Origin of the sequence: Streptomyces sp. NPDC005761 (genome assembly GCF_040630635.1) — a bacterium.
Taxonomy (GTDB): Bacteria; Actinomycetota; Actinomycetes; order Streptomycetales; family Streptomycetaceae; genus Streptomyces.
The window spans coordinates 43260-63463 of sequence record NZ_JBEXXX010000012.1; the positions used below are offsets into that span (position 1 = coordinate 43260).

The window sequence follows — 20204 nt, forward strand, 5'->3', positions numbered from 1 at the left end:
AAATGCCGCGAGCCGCTCAAAACCGGCAAGCGATCCGCCGACTCCAGTCAGCCGACCCAGGCAGGTGCGAACGATGCAGACGCAGTGGCAAAGGCAGAGCCACCGCCCCCGACGGCGGCCGGGACCTGCCCGGCGCACCTGGCAGCCGCCGCGGCCACGCCGCCTCCGGGCCGTCCGCAGGGCCCTGCGGGCACTGGCTCCGGCGGCCCCGCCCCGCCCCACCGCGAAACGCCTCCTGGACCTGGCGCTCGGCTCGGCCCTCCTGCTCCTGGCCGCCCCCCTGCTCGCCGCGGCCGCGCTGATCCTTGCCGCCCGAAGCGGCCCCGGGGGCGTCGTCACGCGCTCGGCCCGGCTGGGAGCGGACGGCAGACCGTTCGTCCTGCGCTCGCTGCGCACCCGCCGGCTGCGGCTGCACGTGATCTCGCGACTCCCCCACGTCCTGCGCGGCGAGCTCTCCCTCGTCGGCCCGGCCCCGCTCACGCCGGGCGACGTACGCGGCGGGCCGGCCGGTGCGAGAGACTGGCGGCGGGAACTGAAGCCCGGCCTCACCGGCCTGGCCCAGATCCGCCACCGTTCGGCGATGCCGTGGGACGAGCCGGACCTCCTCGACCAGTACTACGCCGAGCACCACCGGCCGGGCCTGGACCTGGCGATCCTCGCGGAGGCCGTCGGCGCACCCCTGCTCCGGGCGGCCCGGAGCCTCGCCGGGCGCGGCAAGGCAGACCTGAGCGACACAGATCACCGCCTGCCCGGCTACAGGACGGCGGAATAAGTGGATAGTGTCAGCACAGACTGATTAAGTTACTGCTTAGTAAGCATCTCAGTAATCAGCGATCATCGCTGGATCCCACCCTCGCAGGCCCGAGGAGCCCCCAAATGCAACTCGCCGCGATCATCGTGTCGCTGGTGCTGACCGTCGTCGGCGTTGCGCTCATCGCCCGAGCGGTCGCGCAGATCTACCGGTTCGTCCGCCTCGGACAGCCGGTACCGGCAGGCAGCCGCACCGACGACCCCAAGCAGCGCACGATCACCCTGGTCAAGGAGTTCCTCGGCCACACCCGGATGAACCGGTGGGGCATCGTGGGCTTCGCGCACTGGTTCGTCGCGATCGGCTTCCTGACGCTGCCGCCGACGCTGCTCCAGGCGTACGGACAGCTCTTCAAGGCCGACTGGGTGCTGCCGATCATCGGTGAGTGGCTGCCGTTCGAGCTCTACATCGAGTTCATCGGCCTGATGACGACGGTCGGCATCCTCGTGCTGATCGCCATCCGGCTGCTGAACCTCCCCTCCCGGGCAGGCCGCAAGTCCCGGTTCGCGGGCTCGAAGGCCTGGCAGGCGTACTTCGTCGAGTACGTCATCCTCGTCATCGGCCTGGCGATCCTGACCCTGCGCGGTCTCGAGGGCGCGATCCACCACGTCGGCGGCTACGAGGCCGCGTACTTCGTCTCGTACCCGCTGGTCCTCGCCTTCAAGGGACTCGCTCTCGGCACGCTGCAGAACCTCATCTACTTCGTCGCGATGATCAAGATCGGCGTCTCGCTGATCTGGATGATCACGGTCTCGCTCAACACCAACATGGGTGTCGCCTGGCACCGCTTCCTCGGCTTCCCGAACATCTGGTTCAAGCGGAACGCCGACGGCGAGGTCGCGCTGGGCGCGCTGCAGCCGATGACCAGCGGCGGCAAGGAGATCGACTGGGAGGACCCGGCGGAGGACGCCGTGTTCGGTGTCTCCCAGGTCGAGCAGTTCTCCTGGAAGGGCATCCTCGACTTCTCCACGTGTACGGAGTGCGGCCGCTGCCAGTCGCAGTGCCCCGCCTGGAACACGGGCAAGCCGCTCTCCCCGAAGCTCCTGATCATGTCCCTGCGCGACCACGCGCACGCCAAGGCCCCGTACCTGCTGGCCGGCGGCGGCAAGGACATGGAGGGCAACGAGAAGGCGACCGAGGAGCAGCTCAAGGACGTCCCGGCGGCCGCCCTCGCCGAGGCCGAGCGCCCGCTGATCGGCACGGTCGAGGAGAACGGCGTCATCGACCCGGACGTGCTCTGGTCCTGCACCACCTGCGGTGCGTGCGTGGAACAGTGCCCGGTCGACATCGAGCACATCGACCACATCGTCGACATGCGCCGCTACCAGGTGATGATCGAGTCCGCGTTCCCGTCCGAGGCGGGCACGATGCTCAAGAACCTGGAGAAGAAGGGCAACCCCTGGGGGCTCGCCAAGAAGCAGCGCGTCGAGTGGACCAAGGAGGTCGACTTCGAGGTCCCGATCGTCGGCAAGGACGTCGAGGACCTCTCGGAGGTCGACTACCTCTACTGGGTCGGCTGCGCCGGAGCCCTGGAGGACCGGGCCAAGAAGACCACGAAGGCCTTCGCGGAGCTGCTCCACATCGCGGGCGTCAAGTTCGCGATCATGGGCGGCGACGAGAAGTGCACGGGTGACTCCGCCCGCCGCCTGGGCAACGAGCCGCTGTTCCAGCAGCTCGGCCAGGAGAACGTCGCGATGCTGAACATGGCCTTCGGCGAGGACGACGAGGACGACTCGACGAAGAAGGCGAAGGCCTCGAAGAAGATCGTCGCGACCTGCCCGCACTGCTTCAACACCATCGCGAACGAGTACCCGCAGCTCGGCGGCGAGTACGAGGTCATCCACCACACGCAGCTGCTCCAGCACCTCGTCGACGAGGGCAAGCTGATCCCGGTGACCCCGGTCGAGGGTCTGATCACGTACCACGACCCCTGCTACCTGGGCCGTCACAACAAGATCTACACGCCCCCGCGCGAGATCATCGCGAAGGTCCCGGGTCTGCGGAACGAGGAGATGCACCGCCACAAGGAGCGCGGCTTCTGCTGCGGCGCCGGTGGTGCCCGGATGTGGATGGAGGAGCGGATCGGCAAGCGCATCAACAACGAGCGCGTCGACGAAGCCCTCTCCCTCAACCCGGACATCGTCTCCACCGCCTGCCCGTTCTGCCTCGTCATGCTGACCGACTCGGTCAACGGCAAGAAGAACGACGGCAAGGCCAAGGAGTCGATCCAGGTGGTCGACGTGTCGCAGCTGCTGCTCGACTCCGTGAAGACCCCGGCCGACCCGGCGGGCGAGCCGGAACCGGCGGACGCGCCCGAGCCGGAACCGGTGAAGTAACCGGAACCCGCGTCATCGCGTTGCAGAAGCGGCCGGACCTGCCTCGGGGGCAGGACCGGCCGCTTCTGCTTCACGGCTCCGGTGACGCATCATGTGGGGCGGCCGCCGCGACGAAGGAGACGGCCGGGAGGACCACGACGTACGAGGTATTCCTGCGGGGATACGCATTCGGAGGCATCCCGTGCGGATACGCATCGCAAGGGCGAGAGCCACAACGCGAACCGGACGGGCAACCGGCGCGGCAACGACCGCGGCGGCCGGCGGCCTCTGCGTACTCCTGCTGACGGCCTGCGGCGGCTCCCCCGCCTCCTCGGCCCCCAAGAACGGCGACGCCCCTCCCACGGCCCTGTCCGGCCTGGCGGGTGCCGAGCGCCACCCGGTCCCGCACGGGACCGGCAGCCACACCCCCGACGACTTCAACGGCGACGGCCACCGCGACCTCGTCCTGGACGACCTCGTGAAGCCGGCGGCCGACAGCCACGGCGACGACGCCGGGATCGGCATCGTGTACGGCTCCGCCACCCGCGGCCTCGACCCCTCGGTACGCCAGCTGCTCAGCGCGCGTACGAACGCCGCCAAGACCGGCGACACCCTTCCCTCGGCGTTCGACGCCGAGGCGTCGTGCGACCTGGACCGGGACGGCTTCACCGATCTGATCGTGGCCACCGACCCCCCGTACAACGGCATCGGCCGCCCGCCCGTCCCGCTGCAGATCCTCTTCGGCTCCCCGGCGGGCCTCACCGGCAGGGCGGTCACCCTGCGCATCCCGGACCGGGCCCGCTTCGGCAACGCCTGGCCCGACCACCCCGTCTGCGGCGACTTCGACGGCGACGGGAAGCCGGATCTGGCCGTGACGGCGAGCGCGGGACGGCTCAGCTTCCTGCGGGGCCCGTTCACGCGCGACGGCCGCCCGCACGCCGCAGGCGGCACGATCCCCGGCGCGGGCCCCGCCCTGTCCGCGCCCGAGCCCCGGACGGACACGAACCGCGACGGGTACGACGACCTGGTGTACACGGCCCTTCCCCATGAACCCGGCACCCCCGGCACGGGAACGCTGCTGCTCGGCAGCCCCGACGGACCGGGCCGCCCGGGCGGCACGTACCGCTTCGGGGCCCCGGCGGGCGCACTCCCGACAGCACCCCTGCGCAGGCCCGCGGACAGCACCGCGCCGGCCCGTGCGGAAACGACTCTCCTCCAGCGGTACGCGGACTTCGACGGCGACGGGAAGCCGGACACGGTGGTCCGCACCCACCGGGGCGAGACCGCCGACCTGATCGCCCTGTACCCGGCGGCCACACCGGACCGCCCGCTGATCACGTTCACCAGCGCCCTGTTCACATCGGGCTGAGGGCAGCCCCCCCAGGGTTCCCTTAGGGGATGTCACAGCTGAGCGTCAAAGGCGGGCCATTCCCCCGCCCCTTCCACCCGACCCGCGCGGACCAGGTACGTTCGATTACGTGGCTGGATTCAGGATCGGACGCGGCCGGGACAACCGCACCCCGCAGCAAGCGCGACAGCAACCGCGGCAGCAGCCGTACGGCAATCAGGCACCACCGCCGTACGGACAGCAGCAATGGCCGCCGACGGGAGGCAGCGGCGCCCCGCCCCACGGCGGCGGCTACACCAACAACGCCCCCGGATACAACAACGGCGGCGGTTACAACGGCGGCGGGGCCGACGAGCCCGAGTACTTCGCCGACCCGTACCCGCAGCCCCACCAGGGCGACCCGTACGCGAACAGCCCCGGTCACACCCAGGCCTTCAGCATCAACGAGGACCCCTACGGCGACGGCAACACCTACCGCGCCGGCCAGGCGCCCGCCCAGCCCGCGGGCCCGCGCCTGCACTGGAAGCAGCTGCTGAGCGGCATCGTGACGCGCCCCGGACCGACGTTCTGGCAGATGCGCGACTACCCCGTCTGGGGCCCGGCGCTCGTCGTCACGTTCCTCTACGGCCTGCTGGCGCTGTTCGGCTTCGACCAGGCCCGCGAAGACGCGATCAGCGCACCGGTCGGCAACGCCATCCCCTACGTCATCATCACGGGCGTCGGCTTCGTGCTCGGCGGCCTGGTGCTCGGCGCGGTCACCCACACCCTCGCCCGCCAGCTCGGCGGCGACGGGGCGTGGCAGCCGACCGTGGGCCTCTCCATGCTGATCATGTCGATCACGGACGCCCCGCGCCTGATCTTCGCGCTCTTCCTGGGGGGCGAGAACTCCCTGGTCCAGATCCTCGGCTGGCTCACCTGGCTGGCAGCCGCGGCCCTGCTCACGTCGATGGTGAGCAAGTCCCACGACCTGCCGTGGCCGAAGGCGCTGGGCGCGTCGACGATCCAGCTGCTCGCCCTGGTCTCGATCCTCAAACTGGGCACGATCTAGAAAGAACGAGAGCCCCCGCGGCCCCCGGAAGGGGCTGCGGGGGCTCTCGCGTCCCGTCCGTCAGGCGTCCAGTACCTGCCCGCTGCGCCGCACGACGGGCTTCTCGACACTCCACGGGAAGTTGATCCAGCGATCGGTCTTCTTCCACACGTACTCGCACTTCACGAGTGAATGCGACTTCTCGTAGATCACGGCCGAGCGCACCTCGGCGACATGGTCGATACAGAAATCGCGCACCAGTTTCAGCGTCTTCCCGGTATCGGCGACATCGTCGGCGATGAGGACCTTCTTGTCCGAGAAATCAATCGCGTTCGGCACGGGCGCCAGCATGACGGGCATCTCCAGGGTGGTGCCCACCCCCGTGTAGAACTCCACGTTCACCAGGTGGATGTTCTTGCAGTCCAGCGCGTACGCCAGACCACCGGCGACGAACACCCCGCCCCGCGCGATGCTCAGCACCACGTCCGGCTCGTACCCGTCGTCCGCCACGGCCTGCGCCAGCTCCCGCACGGCGTGCCCGAAGCCGTCGTACGTCAGGTTCTCCCGCACATCGTCACTCATCGGGCATCACACCTGCGTCCGGTGGAAGTTCATGTACGAACGCGACGCGGTGGGACCACGCTGCCCCTGGTACCGCGACCCGTACCGCTCGGAGCCGTACGGGAACTCCGACGGAGAACTCAGCCGGAACATGCACAGCTGACCGATCTTCATCCCCGGCCAGAGCTTTATCGGCAGCGTCGCCAGATTGGACAGCTCCAGGGTCACGTGCCCGGAGAACCCCGGGTCGATGAACCCGGCCGTCGAATGCGTCACCAGCCCGAGCCGGCCGAGCGAACTCTTTCCCTCCAGCCGCGACGCGAGATCGTCGGGCAGCGAGATGACCTCGTACGTCGAGGCGAGCACGAACTCACCGGGGTGCAGGATGAACGCCTCGTCCCCGTCCGGCTCGACGGTACGGGTCAGATCGGCCTGTTCGACGGCCGGATCGATATGCGGATAGCGGTGATTCTCGAACACCCGGAAAAAGCGGTCGAGCCTCACGTCGATGCTCGACGGCTGCACCATCGACGCGTCGAAAGGATCAATACGTACGCGTCCGGCGTCGATCTCGGCCCGGATGTCCTTGTCTGAGAGAAGCACTCACCGAGGATACGCAGAACGCGCGGGCCCACCCCCATCGGGCCGCCCGCGCGCCTGTCGCCTGCTCCCGCAGACCGTGCCGCTCGCTCTCCTACCGCTCCTCGAACACCACGGGCACGGCATGCCGCAACCGCGCACAACGAGGACAGCGGATAAGCCGCCCGGGACCGATCCGCCCGGGCCCGAGCTGCTGCATCGGGAACGAGGCGGTAGTGAAAACGTGCCCTTCGGCACAGCGGACGACGGTGCGCTCCATGGAGTCCATCAAGTCCCTTCCCCATCAAGCCGTGGACGAGAAAGCCACATTAGGGGATGAACAGGACGCCACCGCACGCGGCACTCCGACCCCCCACGCTACGCCCCCAACTCCCGCCCGCCACACCCCCGTCCACCCCACCGACATGCCACGGCGACTCACACCCGGGCTCACGCCTCGGGGGGTCTGCGATGGGGTAGAGTGTGGGACGATGCGTCGCTGGTCAGCCAGTACGTTTCGCGGGTGTAGTTTAATGGTAGAACATGAGCTTCCCAAGCTCAGAGCGCGAGTTCGATTCTCGTCACCCGCTCCACGAGAAAGCCCCAGGCCAGCGGCCGGGGGCTTCTTTGTTGTCTGGACCAGTTCAGGCACCTCGTGTCATATCCATGCCAGACACCTCGCCGCTCAGCGCGTAGAGGCCCTGCGGGCCGAGTCGATCGGCCGCGTTCTCGAACCGGTGAGCGAGGCAATCGCACGACCTGTCGCACGAGCTGAAATCCACAGGAACCGGCACGCACAACAAAGACAACGGGACCTCCTGGCACACTCGAGCCTCAGCAACCCCCCGAACTGCACCAGGGGCCCTGCCTTCATGCACAACAACCGCGGAATCACCGACCTGTCAGCCACTCTCGGTCACACCGCACTCAAGATCGATAGGGCAACGGCCGCTTGCGATCCGTTCCGGATCGGTGGCCTGGGGCGAAGGGGCGGATGTGGGCATGTTGGAGCGGATCTGTGCTCCGCCCTCCGGGTAAAGAGCCTGCGGCACCTGCCCGTTGACGCCGAAGACCAGCGGTCGTACCGTCTCCGTACAGAGATGTGACCATCGTTCACACACAAGGACATGGGGTGGGGTCGTGGGGCAGCGCAAGGTCGTGGTGTCGGGTGGCGGTACGGGGATCGGGCGGGCGGTGGCCGAGGTCTTTGCGGCGGACGGCGACCACGTCGTCCTCATCGGGCGGCGCGAGGAGCCCCTGGAGAAGGCCGCCGGAGAACTCGACGCCGCGCATGGTGCGGGAACGGCCTCCTGGGTCGCCGCCGATCTGAGCGATCCCGGCCAGGCCCGCAGAGCCGTGGAGTTCTGCACCGCGGGCGGCGCGCAGGTCGACGTGATCGTCGCCAACGCCGGCGGCAACGTCGCACCGGCCCTCGACGGCACCCTCGAAGGCGTCGCGGACAGCTTCCGCCGCAACTTCGAGGCCAACGTGCTCACCGCCGTGCTGCTCACCGAAGGATTGCTGCCCCACCTCACCCGGCCCGGCGGGCGGATCATCCAGATGTCGTCCATCGCCGCGCTGCGCGGCCCCGGTTCGTACGGCGGCTCCAAGGCCACCGTCAACGCCTACACCGTCGACCTGGCGCAGAAGCTCGGCCCGCAGGGCATCACCGTGAACGCGGTCGCTCCAGGCTTTGTCGCCGACACCGAGTTCTTCGGCGACCGGGCCACGCCCGAGTTCGTCGCCGCCCGGACCAAGCAGTCACTGACGGGCCAGGCGGGCCGCCCCTCGGACATCGCCGCCGCGGTGCACTACGTGGCGTCACCTGAAGCGGCGTACATGACGGCGCAGATCGTGCATGTGAACGGGGGCGCAACACTGGGGCGGTGACGGCTCGTCACTGGTTCGCAGCCGTCCCGCACGCGACCAGCCCGACTCCACACTCGTTGAGCCGGGACCGATGCGAGGCGGCCTGATCCACCCTCCACATCAAGGAGCACGAACCATGCCCACCCCCGCACCCCAATTCGATGGGTAGGAGGGGGAACCCCTGCAGTTGCCGCCCATGCCCTAACACACGCCCCAAGCGCTCCGGTTGGCCATTCAGGAACACGCTCCTCACCTCCTCCCGGACTTCTACTTCCGGGGGTTCGACGTCGACGCCTCGCTCCCACACTGGATGACCGTCCGACCTCTGGCCTCTACAAGCCCCAGCGGGCCCCAGATCGTGGACCTGGCCGGCGGGCGCGGCTGGCTCATCTGCACCTTCATGCCGCGCCACGCCGATCCCCAGATCCTCGTCACCGAAGCCTTCCGGGCCTGACGTCTGCACCACCGGAGCGTCTCCAGCACGGGTGGCCCCCGGTCCGTTTCCGTCGCCCGCTCCCACACGGAACCTCAGACTGATGACCCGCTGTCGGCGTGCCCATCCGTGCCCAGCAGAGCGGACGACAGCGGTCAGATACGACCCTCAGAGGGAATGGCCCCTCCACCTGCCCGCTGCAAAAACCCAGCTTGGAAGCCTGGGAACGCTCCTTCGACGAACTCGCCCACAGTGCCCGGGCCACTGCGTGGATCTCGCCTACCTGCACCGTCGCCGGCTTTCAGACGTGCCCACCGCGGGCGGCTCCTGGCCCCTGGCGCTACCGGCGGCTACGCGGTTCAGGCACACGGCCTGGTCGACCGGCTCCGCCAGGCGGTTCGAGACCCGTGGGGACGCCGACCAACAGGTCGTCTGCAAGCCGGCGTCCCCGCGAAGTTGCTGCGTGTTCGCTCCTGTGCCCCAAGACGGGCTGACTCGGCGAAGCTTGGATGCCTCGCCGGGTGCCCCGGATACGGCGGTGCCCGATGCTCGTTCGGCTGCGATATCAGTGGTTTCCTACAAGGCGGTTTCGCGGTCGTCCCACTGGTAGTCGCTGACGCGGTTGGTCAGGGTGCCCCGACCCGTGCCTCCGTAGACGTCGAGGGTGCTACGGCCTACGCCGAAGAGATCGTTGTGGCCGTCACCGGTAGCGTCGCCGACGGAGAAGAGCGACTGGAACCGCTGCCAGCCGCCCGTACCGATCAGGGTGCGGGTGCCGAACCATCCCTTGCCATTGCCGGGGTAGAGCCAGAGCTTGCCGGCGGTGTCACGGGCGATGAGGTCGTTGGTGGTGTCCTTGTTGAAGGAACCTATGCCGACAAGGGCATTGATGCTGTTCCAGCCCGCCCCGATCCTGGCGCGGGTGCCGAACCACCCCTTGCCGTTGCCCGGGTAAATCCACAGCACCCCGGAGGTGTCGGCTGCGAGCAGGTCGCCCTTGCCGTCGCCGTTGAGGTCACCGGCCGCAGTGACACGGCGCATACTGTTCCAGCCCGCGCCGATCTTGGCGCGGGTGCCGAACCACCCCTTGCCGTTGCCCGGGTATATCCACAACACGCCAGAGGTATCACGGGCGAGGAGATCCTCCTTACCGTCACCGTTGAGGTCACCGTGCCTGGTGAGCGCGGTCATGGAGTTCCAGCCGGCTCCGATGAGGGTGCCGGTGCCGTCACCGCGGAGGAACCACAGTCGGCCGTTGCGGGAGCGGAACAGCAGGTCGCTCCTGCCGTCGGCGTTGAGGTCGCCGAAGATCCGGGCAGGCCGGGCGTCGTCGTTGCTGCTGTTGTACCACTCCATGTATTCCAGTCCGGTCAGGCAGCTGTGCAAGGTATCGCCGAGACGGAACGAGCTGACGTTGTTGGACAGGTGGCTGTTGGCGTCGTGGAAGCCGGCCAGGTCCAGGCCCTCATGACTCCCGGTCCACATCAGAACGTCGTGCACGTCGTCGATGTACTGGTAAGACGATCTGGTGTAGACGCAGATGTAATCGGACGCCGTGCGGTTGATGAGGGACGAAGCCTTGTTGTCGAAGGAACCCAGGCTCGGCTTGCTGCCGGAGTACGTTGCCATGGCTCCCGCGCCATACGCTCCGTCGAGCAGACAGATCTTCCCCTTCGGGCAGCGGTCGTAGCCCGATGACGCTGCCGCGGCCGGCGCTGTCTCCCCAGCGAGCAGGCCGATCGCCGCGGCCGCACTGACGAGAGCGGAGCGGAGCGATATACGCATGGTTGACCCCCCAGGATCAGAGGAGGAAACCATAGCGGTGCGTACCTTGGCCAGGGCAGTTCGCCGCCCTCCAAGGCATCGGCGACCTGACGCCGCCCCTCCTGCGGCGCTCACGCCGCTGCTGGAACGCCGGCACGTCCGCAAGGCGGACCAGACGCCGAGGTGCATACTCCAGTATGCTTTAACTTATGTCCTCAACGACTCGCATCACCGTCACGCTCCCCAGTGACCAGGTGGCGGAGCTCCGCAAGCTCACGGACAACGTCTCCGGCTATGTAGCGGAAGCCGTGGCCCGCCAGATCCGGCACCAGCTCCTGGGCGACGACCTTCGCCGCCACGAGGAAGAGCACGGAGGCTTCAGCGACGAGGAGCTCGCGGAAGCCCGCTCGAAGATCCTCGGCGCCGCCCGCTCCTCTAAGGACGCGGACGCCGCGTGAGCGAGCGCATCGAGACCGTCGTCCTGGACTCGGAAGGGCTCTCCGCCTGGATCGCGCAGGACCGCAAGCTCCTCGCGATGCTTCAGGTCTTCCACGACATGGGAGCCGACCTGGTGATCGGGGCGAACACCATCGTGGAAGTCAGCCACTCCCGTACCAATATGCCTCGCCTGAACTGGGCCCTGTCCCGCATCAAGGTGGAGCCGGTCACCGAACAGGCGGCGAAAACGGCAGCGGAGCTACTCAAGGGAGCCGGACTGCACGGGCACAAGTCCGCCATCGACGCCACAATCGCCGAGGTCGCGCTCCGCCAGCCGAAACCCGTCGCCCTGCTGACCTCCGACAGCGACGACATGCCCAAGCTCTGCGGCAACCAGGTCCGCATCATCCCTCTCTGACCAGCCGGCCCGCCCGGAGCACGCGTCGCACTGCCAGCTCTCGTGCCCCATCCGTGCCCAACAGAGCGGACAGCAACGGTCAGAGACGGCTCCCAGAGACCGGGAGCCGCCCACCTGACCAATCCGAAATCGCAGGTCAGAGGCCCTGCAACAGCCTAGGAACCGTTGATTCCCAAGCTCGGAGCGCGAAGTCGATCCCTGCCACCCGCCCATGAGAGAAGGCCCAGGTCAGTGACCTGGGCCTTCCTCGTCGTCCTGAGCCGCCCGCACCATCCGGTCCGGCCCGCCGGCCACGTCGGCAGTCGGGCCGACCGGGATCCGGTCAGAACTCCAGCACCTCGCGGTCGAGGGGGTACCGCGCCCGGTGAGGGCCGTCGTACGGCGAGGGCGTGATCGGCAGGACGCCGGTCGGCTGCAGGCCGAGGTTGTCGTCCCAGATCCGGGGTTCGACCTGCCCGACGACGCGGAACTTCCGGAAGGTGAACGGTGGGCTGTCGGTCGGGAAGAACTCGGCTGTGGTCATCACCTGGAAGTGCAGGTGCGGCGTGGTCGAGTTGCCGCTGTTGCCGATCAGCCCGAGCACCCGGCCGGGTTCGACGTGGTCGCCTTCCCGGACCTTGAGCGAGCCGGGCTTCAGGTGCGCGTAGAGCAGATAGCGGCCCGGCGCGACCTCCACGGTGACGTGGTTGCCCACGGTCTCCTCGATCGGCGGGACCGGCGGCGTGACGGGGGGCGCGTTGTCCGGGATCCCGTCCTGGACCTCCACCACCCTGCCGCCGTCCGCGGCGACGACCGGCTGCCGGTAGCTCAGGTAGCTGGTGAGCCTGGTGGGGTCGCCTTCCCAGGTCTGTCCCTGCTCACCGACCCGGTACCAGTCGATCGCGAAGCGCTGCGGCACGTAGAAGCGGCCGTTGATCGGGCCGAGGCCGCGCCGGTGGTGGGTGTTGCCGCAGCACGACTCGCTGGAGTACCAGGTGCCGGGGCGAACCGGTGGGGCGAGGTTCAACGGCGCGGTGTGGGCGGTCGGGGTGACTTGCACCGTCTCCTCGAACGCGGAAGGGCCGCCGGGGGCCAGGATGGCGCCCGACAGATGGTGTTCGAGGACCTCGGGCGCCGGCTGACCGCGGCGCAGCGTCAGGTCGAGCCAGATGACCCACTTCTGGGACCCCTGGATGACGGTCGGTGTCGGCGCGGGGGGCGGCGGGGTGTACCCGTCCGCACCCGGCAGGGGGTCGCCCACCGGATTGGCGGCCTCGGCCAGCGCCTGCCCGCTCAGCGAGCCGACGACCCGTTTGGTGCGGGCGTCCAGGACGTCGACACGATCGAGCCGCACCGGCGTGCTGCTGGAGAGTGCGTTCGTGGTGAGCAGTTCGTACGAGAGGTGCGTCCTGCCGTCCGTGGCGTTGAACGGCGCCGGCTTCGTCATCACTGCCGCCGTCAACGGGGTGAACTGCGGGCCGGGAACCGGAGCGGTCGCGCCGGCTCCGTATCCGGGTGCCGACGAGGCCACCAGCAGGCCGGCTGCCAGTACGGCACCGGCGAGCCCGCGAAGGAGCGGGCTACGGCCAGTGCGGTTGCGAGGGTCGCGCTCTGCCATGGTGCTCTTCCAGTCGTCGGGTCCGGGACCGTGAAGGGCACCGGCACGCCCCGCCGAGGCGCAGGCCCATGTAATCCGGCGACGCGCCGCTCCGGGCGGACGGCGCCGGAGTCAGGTACCGAACTACACCCGTCCAGCGGCATCGACCACCGAGCCTCGTCTGTGGCAACTTCGGGCCCACCCGGAGCGACACGTCGGCGCCTCGGCCGTACCGCCGCCGGGGACGGCATGGCGACGGTACGGCGGCGGGGCCGGGCCCCTCCGGGCCCACCCGGAGCGACACGTCGGCGCCCGGCCGTACCGCCGCCGTGGACGGCATGGCGACGGTACGGCGGCCGGGCCGGGCCCCTGTCAGCTCTTGCAGGCGGCCACGTTGTCGCTGGTGCCGGGCACGGCGGCGGAGCGCGCGGCCTGGAAGTTGGCCTCGAACGCGTCGAAGACCGCCGGCGTGGTGATGCGCAGCATGGCCTCGTCGTTGTCGCGCAGGGCCGGGCCGCTCCAGTTGTGGCTGCCGGTGAACATCACCTTCTGGACGGTGTCCGCGTACATGCCGTCGACCATCCAGTTCTTCGAGTGCACGATCCGGTTGGGCGTCGTGGGGTCGCCGTCGTCATCGTGCTGGTAGCAGCGGTTCGTGATGCCGGAGACGCCGTGCAGGGCGCTCCAGGTGCCGGAGTCGGTCTCGCTGTAGACCAGATCGACCAGGCAGTCCTGGCCCGCCAGGGCGCGCAGCTTGTCCGCGACGGCCTGCCGGGTGATCTTCAGCATCGCGGCGTGGACGGTGGTGCGGCGCGCGGTGCCCGCGGAGTCGGTCCAGCGGCAGGTGATGTTGTCCATCGCGTTGACCACGGTGTCCGTGGTCGCGTCGCTGCCCGAGCGGGGGAAGAAGTAGTACTTGTACTCGCCCGCGTTGCCGTAGGTGTAGGACCAGGCGGTGCGGTTCTGGGCCGGGAGACGGGTGAAGTAGTCCACGTAGCCGTCGTACAGGTCGGTGTTGCCGGCGACGGTCACCGAACTGTTCCAGTAGCGGCTGTAGTTGGACGGCGTCAGGTTCGAGGTGAGCTGGACGACGACGTCCTTCTGTGCGCCGCCGCCGACACTGCTCGCGAGCAGGAACTTGTTGTGGTTGATCCCCGTCGTCGACGTACTCAGACACGAGCGGTCCTTGGCGCACAGAGCCACCCAGGAGGTGGCGGAGGTGCTGGTGCCGAGGCTGCTCCTGAGCAGGTCGTAGGAGGCCCGGTACTCCAGGGTGCTCTCGTCGAGGACGACCTTGACGCCGACGCCGCGGTCCTTCGCGGCGCCGAGGTCCGCGGCGATCGTCTCGTCCCACAGGTGGTACATCGCGAGCCGCAGGACCGAGCCGCTGTCCGCGTTCGCGATGACGGAGCGGACCTGGGAGCGGATGGCCTGCTGCTCGGTGGTGGTGCCGGTCGGCTTGTTGAAGACCGGGCTGGTGGGGACGGTCGCCGCGGCGGCCGGCTGGGCGGGCGCGACCAGCGCGGCCACGCAGGCGGTGACGGCGAGCAGGACACCGGCCGCGCGCTTGCCCGGCGCGGAGACGGACCACCGGGACACGGGCCATGAACGGGGTACGGCGAGCGTCGGTATCATCGTCGTTCTTCCTCTTCCTCGCGCTTCCGTGCGGTGCACCGCACGGATCTGTCGGCTCGTCAAACCGCCTCAGCAAAGCACGACTTCAGCGCGAGGTCACCCGGCTCAGGCGCCGACCCTGGGGCATCGGCTCCGGTCGCCGTCACTGCGATGTGAGCACGCAGGGCGGCCACCCGGCTTCGGAGAGCGGTACAGGAAGCTCAACACCGTCGAACCGGCGATCAGCCCGCTCAAGCCCCCCGGAGCAGTGCCCCTCGCTCCCGCTCCGCTGACGAAGTCCGGGCCAGAGGCCTGGGGCCTCGTCGTCGCCCGGATCCGTCAGCGCGTGCTGAGTGTGTCGCGTACGGTGGCGTCCGCGCAGGTCGGGGTTCAGGCGGCGCTCTTCTTCACGGATGCGATCACGGCGGAAGCGACGCCGGTCGCGACGAGGCTCCCCACCATGGTCATCCCCACGCCGACCATGAAGAGGCCGCTGGAGTCGTCCGACCAGTCGTAGTAGGCGGCAGCGGTCAGGCCGGCCGTGACGCCGAGGACGGCGCCTGCGACGTAGCGGCGGGATGCGGCCCAGTACACCGGCACCAGCAGAGTCAGCACCAGCCCGATCACCTGCCACGCCTCGTACGGGCCGGTCTCCGAACCATCAGGTTGCACGTCACGGTGCTGGTCCCATCCCAGCCAGGCAGCCCACACCGCTGACGTCATCACAGTCAGGACGAGGATCGCGGTCAGTTGGGGAACGAGTTTCAGAGGTCGTTGCGACATGGCTCAAGCGTCGCGGCCTGCCCGGGAACCGACCACGGTTCACGTACTCACCTCGGTATGAGTACTGGGGCCATGGATCACGACTTCCCCGTGGCACAGCCGCACCAGATCGGTCGGGGAGTCAGGGGTACTGGCGCTCCTGGCAGCGCCGGCTGTCGGTGGGCCCCTGGGTCGGCGTTCCGGGCCCGGCGCAAGTACCGGCTCGAGGGCTTCAGAAGACGGGTGGTGTCACCACGAAGTTCTCGCCGCCGTACAGGGATTCGTAGCGGATCTCGATCACGAGGCGACGGGTGATGAGATCCCAGAACCAGTCGTGCTGAGCATCACTGAATTCGTCCAGAGACAGCAGGAAGGCGGACTGCCCTGCCAGCACCACGGCGCCGGGACGCAGGGAGTGCGCCTTGGGACGCACCGGGAACGAGCTCAGAATGCGCTGCTGTGTGTGGTAGTCCCACTGCCCCATGGCCTCCCCGTCCAGCCGCACGGCTGAGCTCGTCACGATGGCCGGCCCGAGTCCGGCATTGACGACGTTGAGCCCTGCTTCGGTACCTTCGTACTCCTTCACCCGACGCATATGAAGCATGGGCCTCACCGACTGGCGGCCATGGCGCCGGCTGTCCCGGGCCTGTGTGTAGCTGACCCAGAGAGAGCCGAGCGCGATGACTATCGCTGCAACAGCGGTGACCGTGTCCGAGCTCATAGCCGTTGCCCCCGTGCGACGCCGTGGATGGTGAACGGATTTTCCCCACGTGACCACCGGTCCACTCCACAACCTGTGGACGCGCTGCGACACCGCGGCACCCGTGCTCACGGGCGGCTCCCGATTCCTGTCACCCGCTCCGGCAGGGACCTCGGCGCCGCGGAGGTCTGCACGGGGCGCGGCGGAGTGTGCGCGTTGGCGGCCGGGCACGGTGGTCGGGCGCGGTGGCCCGGGGCGCGGCGGGTGGGCGGGGCGGGTCCTTGCGATGAGTTCTGCGGGGATCGTGAGTCCTTGTCTTGACAAGGGCGACAAGCCGAGCACCGAGGAAGGGCGACGGCCATGAGGGATCCGGAGTACGTCCGAGACGTCTGGCCGGTCGTGCACGCCGAACGTGCGGCGCTCGTCCACGACCTCGAAGGCCTCGATGACAGCCAGTGGGAGCAGCCGTCCCTCTGCGACGGCTGGACGGTCCATGACGTCGCCGCCCACCTGGTCGACACCGCCCGCACCACGCGGTTCGGTTTCGTCGTCGGTCTTGCCCGGGCACGGTTCGACTTCCACCGCCAGAACGCTCGCGGTGTGGCGCGCGAGCGCGGTGACTCGCCGTCGGAGACGCTGGCGCGGCTTCGGCGGGTGGCCTCGCGCACGTCCACCCCGCCGGCGCCCCTCGACAGCCGGCTCGTCGAGGAGATCGTTCACGGCGAGGACATCCGGCGGCCGCTGGGGCTCACTCGCCCGTACCCCCGTGATGCCGTCGTCCGGGCGCTGCGCCTCCAGGTTCGCACCCCGGAGTCTCTCGGTGGCGCCCGGGAAGTCGTGGCCCCCCTTCGCCTGACGGCGGTCGACGCCGATGTGTCGATCGGTGACGGTGCGGAAGTGTCCGGGCCCGTGCTCTCGCTGCTTCTCGCCGTCATGGGACGCCGCGTGGCGCTCGACGACCTTCACGGCCGGGGGGTGGGTGCGCTGGAGCGGCCGGCCTGACGATCCGCCGCCTCGGACTGTTCCTCGGCCTACGCCGCCGTGAGCGAGGCGTCCTCGGCAGCGCGCCCACAGCGGGCGGGCGATGGCCTGCTCTGAGCGTGGGACGGTTATTGACCGATCGTTCTGAATGAGCTTAAGGTCTCCATCATGGCCAGGACCAAGGAATTCGACCCGGACGCCGCACTGCAGTCGGCCCTCGAGCTGTTCTGGCGGCAGGGCTACGAAGCGACATCGGTCGCCGACCTCGTCGACCACCTCGGCATCGGCCGCGCCAGCATCTACGCCACCTTCGGCAACAAGCACGAGCTGTACCTGAAGGCGATGGACCGGTATTCCGAGGGGCGTGATCCGCTCCTCCTCACCGAGTTGTCCCAGCCGGGACCCGCGCTGCCCGCGGTGCGGGCGGTGGTGCGCCGCTTCGCCTCGGAGGCCACCTCCCCCGACAGCCGGCTGAACGGCTGCCTCATCACCAACACCGCGGCCGAACTGACCCCGCACGACCCTGCGGCGACCCGCCGGGTCGAGGTCAGCTGGGAGCACTTCGAGACCCTGCTGCAGTCCGCGCTCGTACGGGCGCGGGCCCAGGGCGAACTGCCCGATGACCGCGACCCCCGCGCACTGGCCCGCATGCTGCTCGTCCTGATGCAGGGCGTGCGGATCGTCGGCAAGGCGTCCAGCGACCCCGCCCGGGTGCGGGACGCCGCCGAGCAGGCACTGACCCTGCTGGACTGAATCCCACCCGCGGCAACCACCGGCCCCACTGCCGCGCGCCCGAATAATTGACCGATCGATCCAATATGGGGAGGGGTATGACTGCCAAGGAAGTCACCCGCGTCGTCCACGTGCGGCACAGATACGCCTTCGCCCTGCTCGGGACCGTTCAGACCACGCTGATCTTCACGCTCGCGGCGATCGCCGTTCCGCTCCCTCTCATAGGACGTGAATTCGACTTACGGCGGACCGACTTGATCCTGCTGAGCTCCTCGTACGGCTTGACCTTCGCCGGGTTCCTGCTCTTCGGCGGCCGTCTCGCCGACCGCTACGGCGGGCGGCGCACCCTCGCCGTCGGCCTCCTCCTCTTCGCCGCCGCCTCGGGCGCCGCCCCGTTCGCTCCCGGCATGGGCGCCCTGCTCGCGGCCCGCCTCGTTCAGGGCGCCGGTGCGGCCGTCATCGCTCCCGCCGCCATGGCGGTGCTGCGCGTCGTCCACCCCTCCCCCACCGCGTACGCCAGGGCGATGGCCACCTGGGGCGGTCTCTCCGTACTCGGCGCGACCGCCGGCAATCTGCTCTCCGGCGTCATCGTCTCGTTGCTCTCGTGGCGTTGGACCTTCGTCGTTCCGCTCGTGGTGGCGGTCGCCGCCCTGGCTCTCTCGTCCCGGTCCCTGCCGCTCACCGCTCCCCGCCGGGGCAGGGCTCTCGACCTGCCGGGTGCTCTGCTCGCCACCGCCGGGATCACCCTCGCCAGTTACGGTCTCGTCGTCACCGATGTCCGGCCCTGGTCGTCGGCCGGCGTGCTCGTGCCGGTGCTCGGCGGAGCGGGACTGCTGATCGCGTTCCTGTACGCCGAACGTCGAGCCCGCGACCCGTTGCTGCCGCTCCGCTTCCTGCTCGACCAGCGGCGGGCCCTCGCCCTCACCGCCATCGCGCTGAGCGCCTGTGGGACCGCGATGACCTCCGTCGTCCTCTCGCTCCATCTCCAGCAGACGCGCGGCTGGTCGCCCCTGCAGACCTCGGCGGCCTTCGTGCCCTTCGCCCTCGCGCTGCTCGCGTCGGGCCGGGCGGCTGGGCCGCTCGTCAGCCGGTACGGGGCCGGGGCCGTCACGACCACCGGGCTCGGCACCGGCGCGGCCGGGCTCGTCCTGCTCGCCTCCACCGGACTCCACGCACACACCCCGTACGCCTACGGACTGCTGCCCGGTCTCGTGCTGCTGGCGGCCGGCACCGCGGCCGCCTTCGGCGGGGCCGCCGTGCTCACCACCGAAGGCGTACCGGCACGGCAGACCGGGCTGGCGGGCGGTGTGCTGAACAGCGCGATGGAGCTCGGGCCGACCGTCCTGTTCGCCCTGCTGCTCACGCTCGGCAGCGACGCGCTGTCCCTGGCCGCTACGGGAACGGCCCTTGCCGCCACCGCCCTTCTGAACCACCGCGCCAACTGATCCCCCACTCGAAGGAGTCATCGAAGAATGAACAGCTTCACTGGCAGGACCGCGCTCGTCACGGGAGCCGGCTCCGGTCTCGGCCGCGCGATCGCGCTCGCCTTCGCCGCCGAGAACGCGTCCGTGATCGCCGCGGGCCGCACCGCGGCCTCCCTGGACGAGACGGTCGGCCTCATCGAGGCAGCGGGCGGCACGGCCGCCGCGGTCACGGCCGACGTCACCGACTCCGACCGGCTCCGGAACCTCGTGCGGGAGAGCGTCACCCGGTTCGGCAGCCTGGACATAGCCGTCAACAACGCGGGGATACTCCGCGGCACCGGCCCTGTCGGAGAGGTCAGCGAGGAGGACTGGGACGCGGTGCTGCGTACCAATGTCACCGGCGTCTGGCTGGCCATGAAGCACGAGATCGCTCACATGAAGGAGAACGGCGGCGGGGTCATCGTCAACATCTCCTCCAACCTCGGCGCACACCTGCGCATCCCGAACCTCGCCGCGTACATCACGTCGAAGGCGGCGGTCTCCGCACTGACCCGCGCCGCCGCCCTCGACCACATCCACCAGGGCATCCGCATCAACGCGGTCAGCCCGGGCGCCGCCGCCGCTCCCATGTCACTGCGGCCCGGCGAGACCGAGGCCGACCGGGCGGAGCGGGTGAAGTCGGAGAATCCGCTCGGCCGGGTCGCGGAGGCCGGGGAAGTGGCGGCCGCGGTGCTCTACCTCGCCTCGCCCGCGGCCGGTTCGGTGGTCGGCGCCGACCTGGTCGTCGACAGCGGGTCATCGGCCTGACGGTCCGGCGGCGGCACTCCGTCGAGCAGAAGGACGTGAGCGGCGCCC

General features: G+C 69.4%; 19 protein-coding genes and 1 tRNA gene. 13 read left to right on the forward strand and 7 right to left on the reverse strand.

The features are described from left to right. Positions 1-73: 73 nt before the first annotated feature. The 4 genes from ABZ434_RS14295 to ABZ434_RS14310 all read left to right on the forward strand — a co-directional run bounded on the left by ABZ434_RS14295 (position 74) and on the right by ABZ434_RS14310 (position 5519). The gene (locus ABZ434_RS14295; protein ID WP_359135370.1) at positions 74-772 is read left to right on the forward strand and encodes a sugar transferase; all 699 of its coding nucleotides are present in this window, start codon (positions 74-76) and stop codon (positions 770-772) included. Between the two features lie 104 nt (positions 773-876). After that, a complete protein-coding gene (locus tag ABZ434_RS14300) occupies positions 877-3144 on the forward strand; it encodes a (Fe-S)-binding protein (RefSeq protein ID WP_359135372.1) in 2268 nt (755 codons plus the stop codon). A 187-nt stretch (positions 3145-3331) separates the two neighbouring features. Continuing rightward, positions 3332-4492, forward strand: a complete 1161-nt coding sequence (locus ABZ434_RS14305) for a VCBS repeat-containing protein (RefSeq protein WP_359135587.1) — start codon at positions 3332-3334, stop codon at positions 4490-4492. A gap of 109 nt (positions 4493-4601) precedes the next feature. Next, on the forward strand, positions 4602-5519 hold the full coding sequence (locus tag ABZ434_RS14310; protein WP_359135374.1) for a Yip1 family protein: 918 nt from the start codon (positions 4602-4604) through the stop codon (positions 5517-5519). A 60-nt stretch (positions 5520-5579) separates the two neighbouring features. On the opposite strand, the gene ABZ434_RS14315 is transcribed toward ABZ434_RS14310, so the two are convergent. Next, positions 5580-6080 carry a phosphoribosyltransferase gene (locus ABZ434_RS14315; protein ID WP_326737201.1) on the reverse strand — a complete coding sequence of 167 codons (501 nt, stop codon included), beginning with the start codon at positions 6078-6080 and terminating at the stop codon, positions 5580-5582. Positions 6081-6086: 6 nt separating this feature from the next. After that, positions 6087-6662, reverse strand: coding sequence for a dCTP deaminase (gene dcd / locus ABZ434_RS14320; protein WP_359135377.1), 576 nt, complete (start codon positions 6660-6662; stop codon positions 6087-6089). A gap of 495 nt (positions 6663-7157) precedes the next feature. Here dcd and ABZ434_RS14325 point away from each other — a divergent pair. The 3 genes from ABZ434_RS14325 to ABZ434_RS14335 all read left to right on the forward strand — a co-directional run bounded on the left by ABZ434_RS14325 (position 7158) and on the right by ABZ434_RS14335 (position 8961). Further along, positions 7158-7231: transfer RNA gene (locus ABZ434_RS14325), tRNA-Gly, on the forward strand. Between the two features lie 547 nt (positions 7232-7778). Then, entirely contained in the window at positions 7779-8528 is a 750-nt protein-coding gene (locus ABZ434_RS14330; RefSeq protein WP_359135379.1) for an SDR family oxidoreductase, read from the forward strand. A gap of 289 nt (positions 8529-8817) precedes the next feature. Continuing rightward, positions 8818-8961, forward strand: coding sequence for a hypothetical protein (locus tag ABZ434_RS14335; protein WP_359135381.1), 144 nt, complete (start codon positions 8818-8820; stop codon positions 8959-8961). A 555-nt stretch (positions 8962-9516) separates the two neighbouring features. On the opposite strand, the gene ABZ434_RS14340 is transcribed toward ABZ434_RS14335, so the two are convergent. Then, positions 9517-10725, reverse strand: a complete 1209-nt coding sequence (locus ABZ434_RS14340; protein WP_359135383.1) for an FG-GAP-like repeat-containing protein — start codon at positions 10723-10725, stop codon at positions 9517-9519. A gap of 188 nt (positions 10726-10913) precedes the next feature. Here ABZ434_RS14340 and ABZ434_RS14345 point away from each other — a divergent pair, with 188 nt between their 5' ends. After that, positions 10914-11162, forward strand: coding sequence for a type II toxin-antitoxin system CcdA family antitoxin (locus ABZ434_RS14345; RefSeq protein WP_359135385.1), 249 nt, complete (start codon positions 10914-10916; stop codon positions 11160-11162). Further along, positions 11159-11560 carry a PIN domain-containing protein gene (locus tag ABZ434_RS14350; RefSeq protein ID WP_359135387.1) on the forward strand — a complete coding sequence of 134 codons (402 nt, stop codon included), beginning with the start codon at positions 11159-11161 and terminating at the stop codon, positions 11558-11560. The genes ABZ434_RS14345 and ABZ434_RS14350 overlap by 4 nt, the downstream gene beginning before the upstream one ends. A gap of 322 nt (positions 11561-11882) precedes the next feature. Here the strand turns inward: ABZ434_RS14350 and ABZ434_RS14355 are convergent, their stop codons facing one another. From ABZ434_RS14355 to ABZ434_RS14370, 4 genes are all read right to left on the reverse strand, one after another. Next, the gene (locus ABZ434_RS14355) at positions 11883-13157 is read right to left on the reverse strand and encodes a M23 family metallopeptidase (RefSeq protein WP_359135389.1); all 1275 of its coding nucleotides are present in this window, start codon (positions 13155-13157) and stop codon (positions 11883-11885) included. A gap of 351 nt (positions 13158-13508) precedes the next feature. Beyond that, complete coding sequence (locus tag ABZ434_RS14360; protein WP_359135391.1) at positions 13509-14771, reverse strand: phospholipase D-like domain-containing protein; 1263 nt, start codon at positions 14769-14771, stop codon at positions 13509-13511. Positions 14772-15140: 369 nt separating this feature from the next. Further along, positions 15141-15533 carry a hypothetical protein gene (locus ABZ434_RS14365; RefSeq protein WP_359135393.1) on the reverse strand — a complete coding sequence of 131 codons (393 nt, stop codon included), beginning with the start codon at positions 15531-15533 and terminating at the stop codon, positions 15141-15143. Positions 15534-15744: 211 nt separating this feature from the next. Beyond that, a complete protein-coding gene (locus tag ABZ434_RS14370) occupies positions 15745-16233 on the reverse strand; it encodes a hypothetical protein (RefSeq protein ID WP_359135395.1) in 489 nt (162 codons plus the stop codon). Positions 16234-16572: 339 nt separating this feature from the next. Here ABZ434_RS14370 and ABZ434_RS14375 point away from each other — a divergent pair, with 339 nt between their 5' ends. The 4 genes from ABZ434_RS14375 (at position 16573) to ABZ434_RS14390 (ending at position 20156) form a co-directional block, all read left to right on the forward strand. Further along, positions 16573-17214 carry a maleylpyruvate isomerase family mycothiol-dependent enzyme gene (locus ABZ434_RS14375; protein WP_359135397.1) on the forward strand — a complete coding sequence of 214 codons (642 nt, stop codon included), beginning with the start codon at positions 16573-16575 and terminating at the stop codon, positions 17212-17214. Positions 17215-17361: 147 nt separating this feature from the next. After that, a complete protein-coding gene (locus ABZ434_RS14380; RefSeq protein WP_359135399.1) occupies positions 17362-17946 on the forward strand; it encodes a TetR/AcrR family transcriptional regulator in 585 nt (194 codons plus the stop codon). 77 nt (positions 17947-18023) lie between these two features. Then, entirely contained in the window at positions 18024-19370 is a 1347-nt protein-coding gene (locus ABZ434_RS14385; RefSeq protein ID WP_359135401.1) for an MFS transporter, read from the forward strand. Positions 19371-19397: 27 nt separating this feature from the next. Beyond that, on the forward strand, positions 19398-20156 hold the full coding sequence (locus ABZ434_RS14390; RefSeq protein ID WP_359135403.1) for an SDR family oxidoreductase: 759 nt from the start codon (positions 19398-19400) through the stop codon (positions 20154-20156). Positions 20157-20204 lie beyond the last annotated feature (48 nt).

Coding starts and splice junctions, on each gene's coding strand:
- ABZ434_RS14345 (WP_359135385.1), top strand. CDS start 10,914: ATGTCCTCAACGACTCGCATCACCGTCACGCTCCCCAGTGACCAGGTG.
- ABZ434_RS14370 (WP_359135395.1), bottom strand. CDS start 16,233: ATGAGCTCGGACACGGTCACCGCTGTTGCAGCGATAGTCATCGCGCTC.
- ABZ434_RS14300 (WP_359135372.1), top strand. CDS start 877: ATGCAACTCGCCGCGATCATCGTGTCGCTGGTGCTGACCGTCGTCGGC.
- ABZ434_RS14295 (WP_359135370.1), top strand. CDS start 74: ATGCAGACGCAGTGGCAAAGGCAGAGCCACCGCCCCCGACGGCGGCCG.
- ABZ434_RS14365 (WP_359135393.1), bottom strand. CDS start 15,533: ATGTCGCAACGACCTCTGAAACTCGTTCCCCAACTGACCGCGATCCTC.
- ABZ434_RS14380 (WP_359135399.1), top strand. CDS start 17,362: ATGGCCAGGACCAAGGAATTCGACCCGGACGCCGCACTGCAGTCGGCC.
- ABZ434_RS14340 (WP_359135383.1), bottom strand. CDS start 10,725: ATGCGTATATCGCTCCGCTCCGCTCTCGTCAGTGCGGCCGCGGCGATC.
- ABZ434_RS14390 (WP_359135403.1), top strand. CDS start 19,398: ATGAACAGCTTCACTGGCAGGACCGCGCTCGTCACGGGAGCCGGCTCC.
- ABZ434_RS14360 (WP_359135391.1), bottom strand. CDS start 14,771: ATGATACCGACGCTCGCCGTACCCCGTTCATGGCCCGTGTCCCGGTGG.
- ABZ434_RS14315 (WP_326737201.1), bottom strand. CDS start 6,080: ATGAGTGACGATGTGCGGGAGAACCTGACGTACGACGGCTTCGGGCAC.
- ABZ434_RS14335 (WP_359135381.1), top strand. CDS start 8,818: ATGACCGTCCGACCTCTGGCCTCTACAAGCCCCAGCGGGCCCCAGATC.
- ABZ434_RS14375 (WP_359135397.1), top strand. CDS start 16,573: ATGAGGGATCCGGAGTACGTCCGAGACGTCTGGCCGGTCGTGCACGCC.
- ABZ434_RS14385 (WP_359135401.1), top strand. CDS start 18,024: ATGACTGCCAAGGAAGTCACCCGCGTCGTCCACGTGCGGCACAGATAC.
- ABZ434_RS14355 (WP_359135389.1), bottom strand. CDS start 13,157: ATGGCAGAGCGCGACCCTCGCAACCGCACTGGCCGTAGCCCGCTCCTT.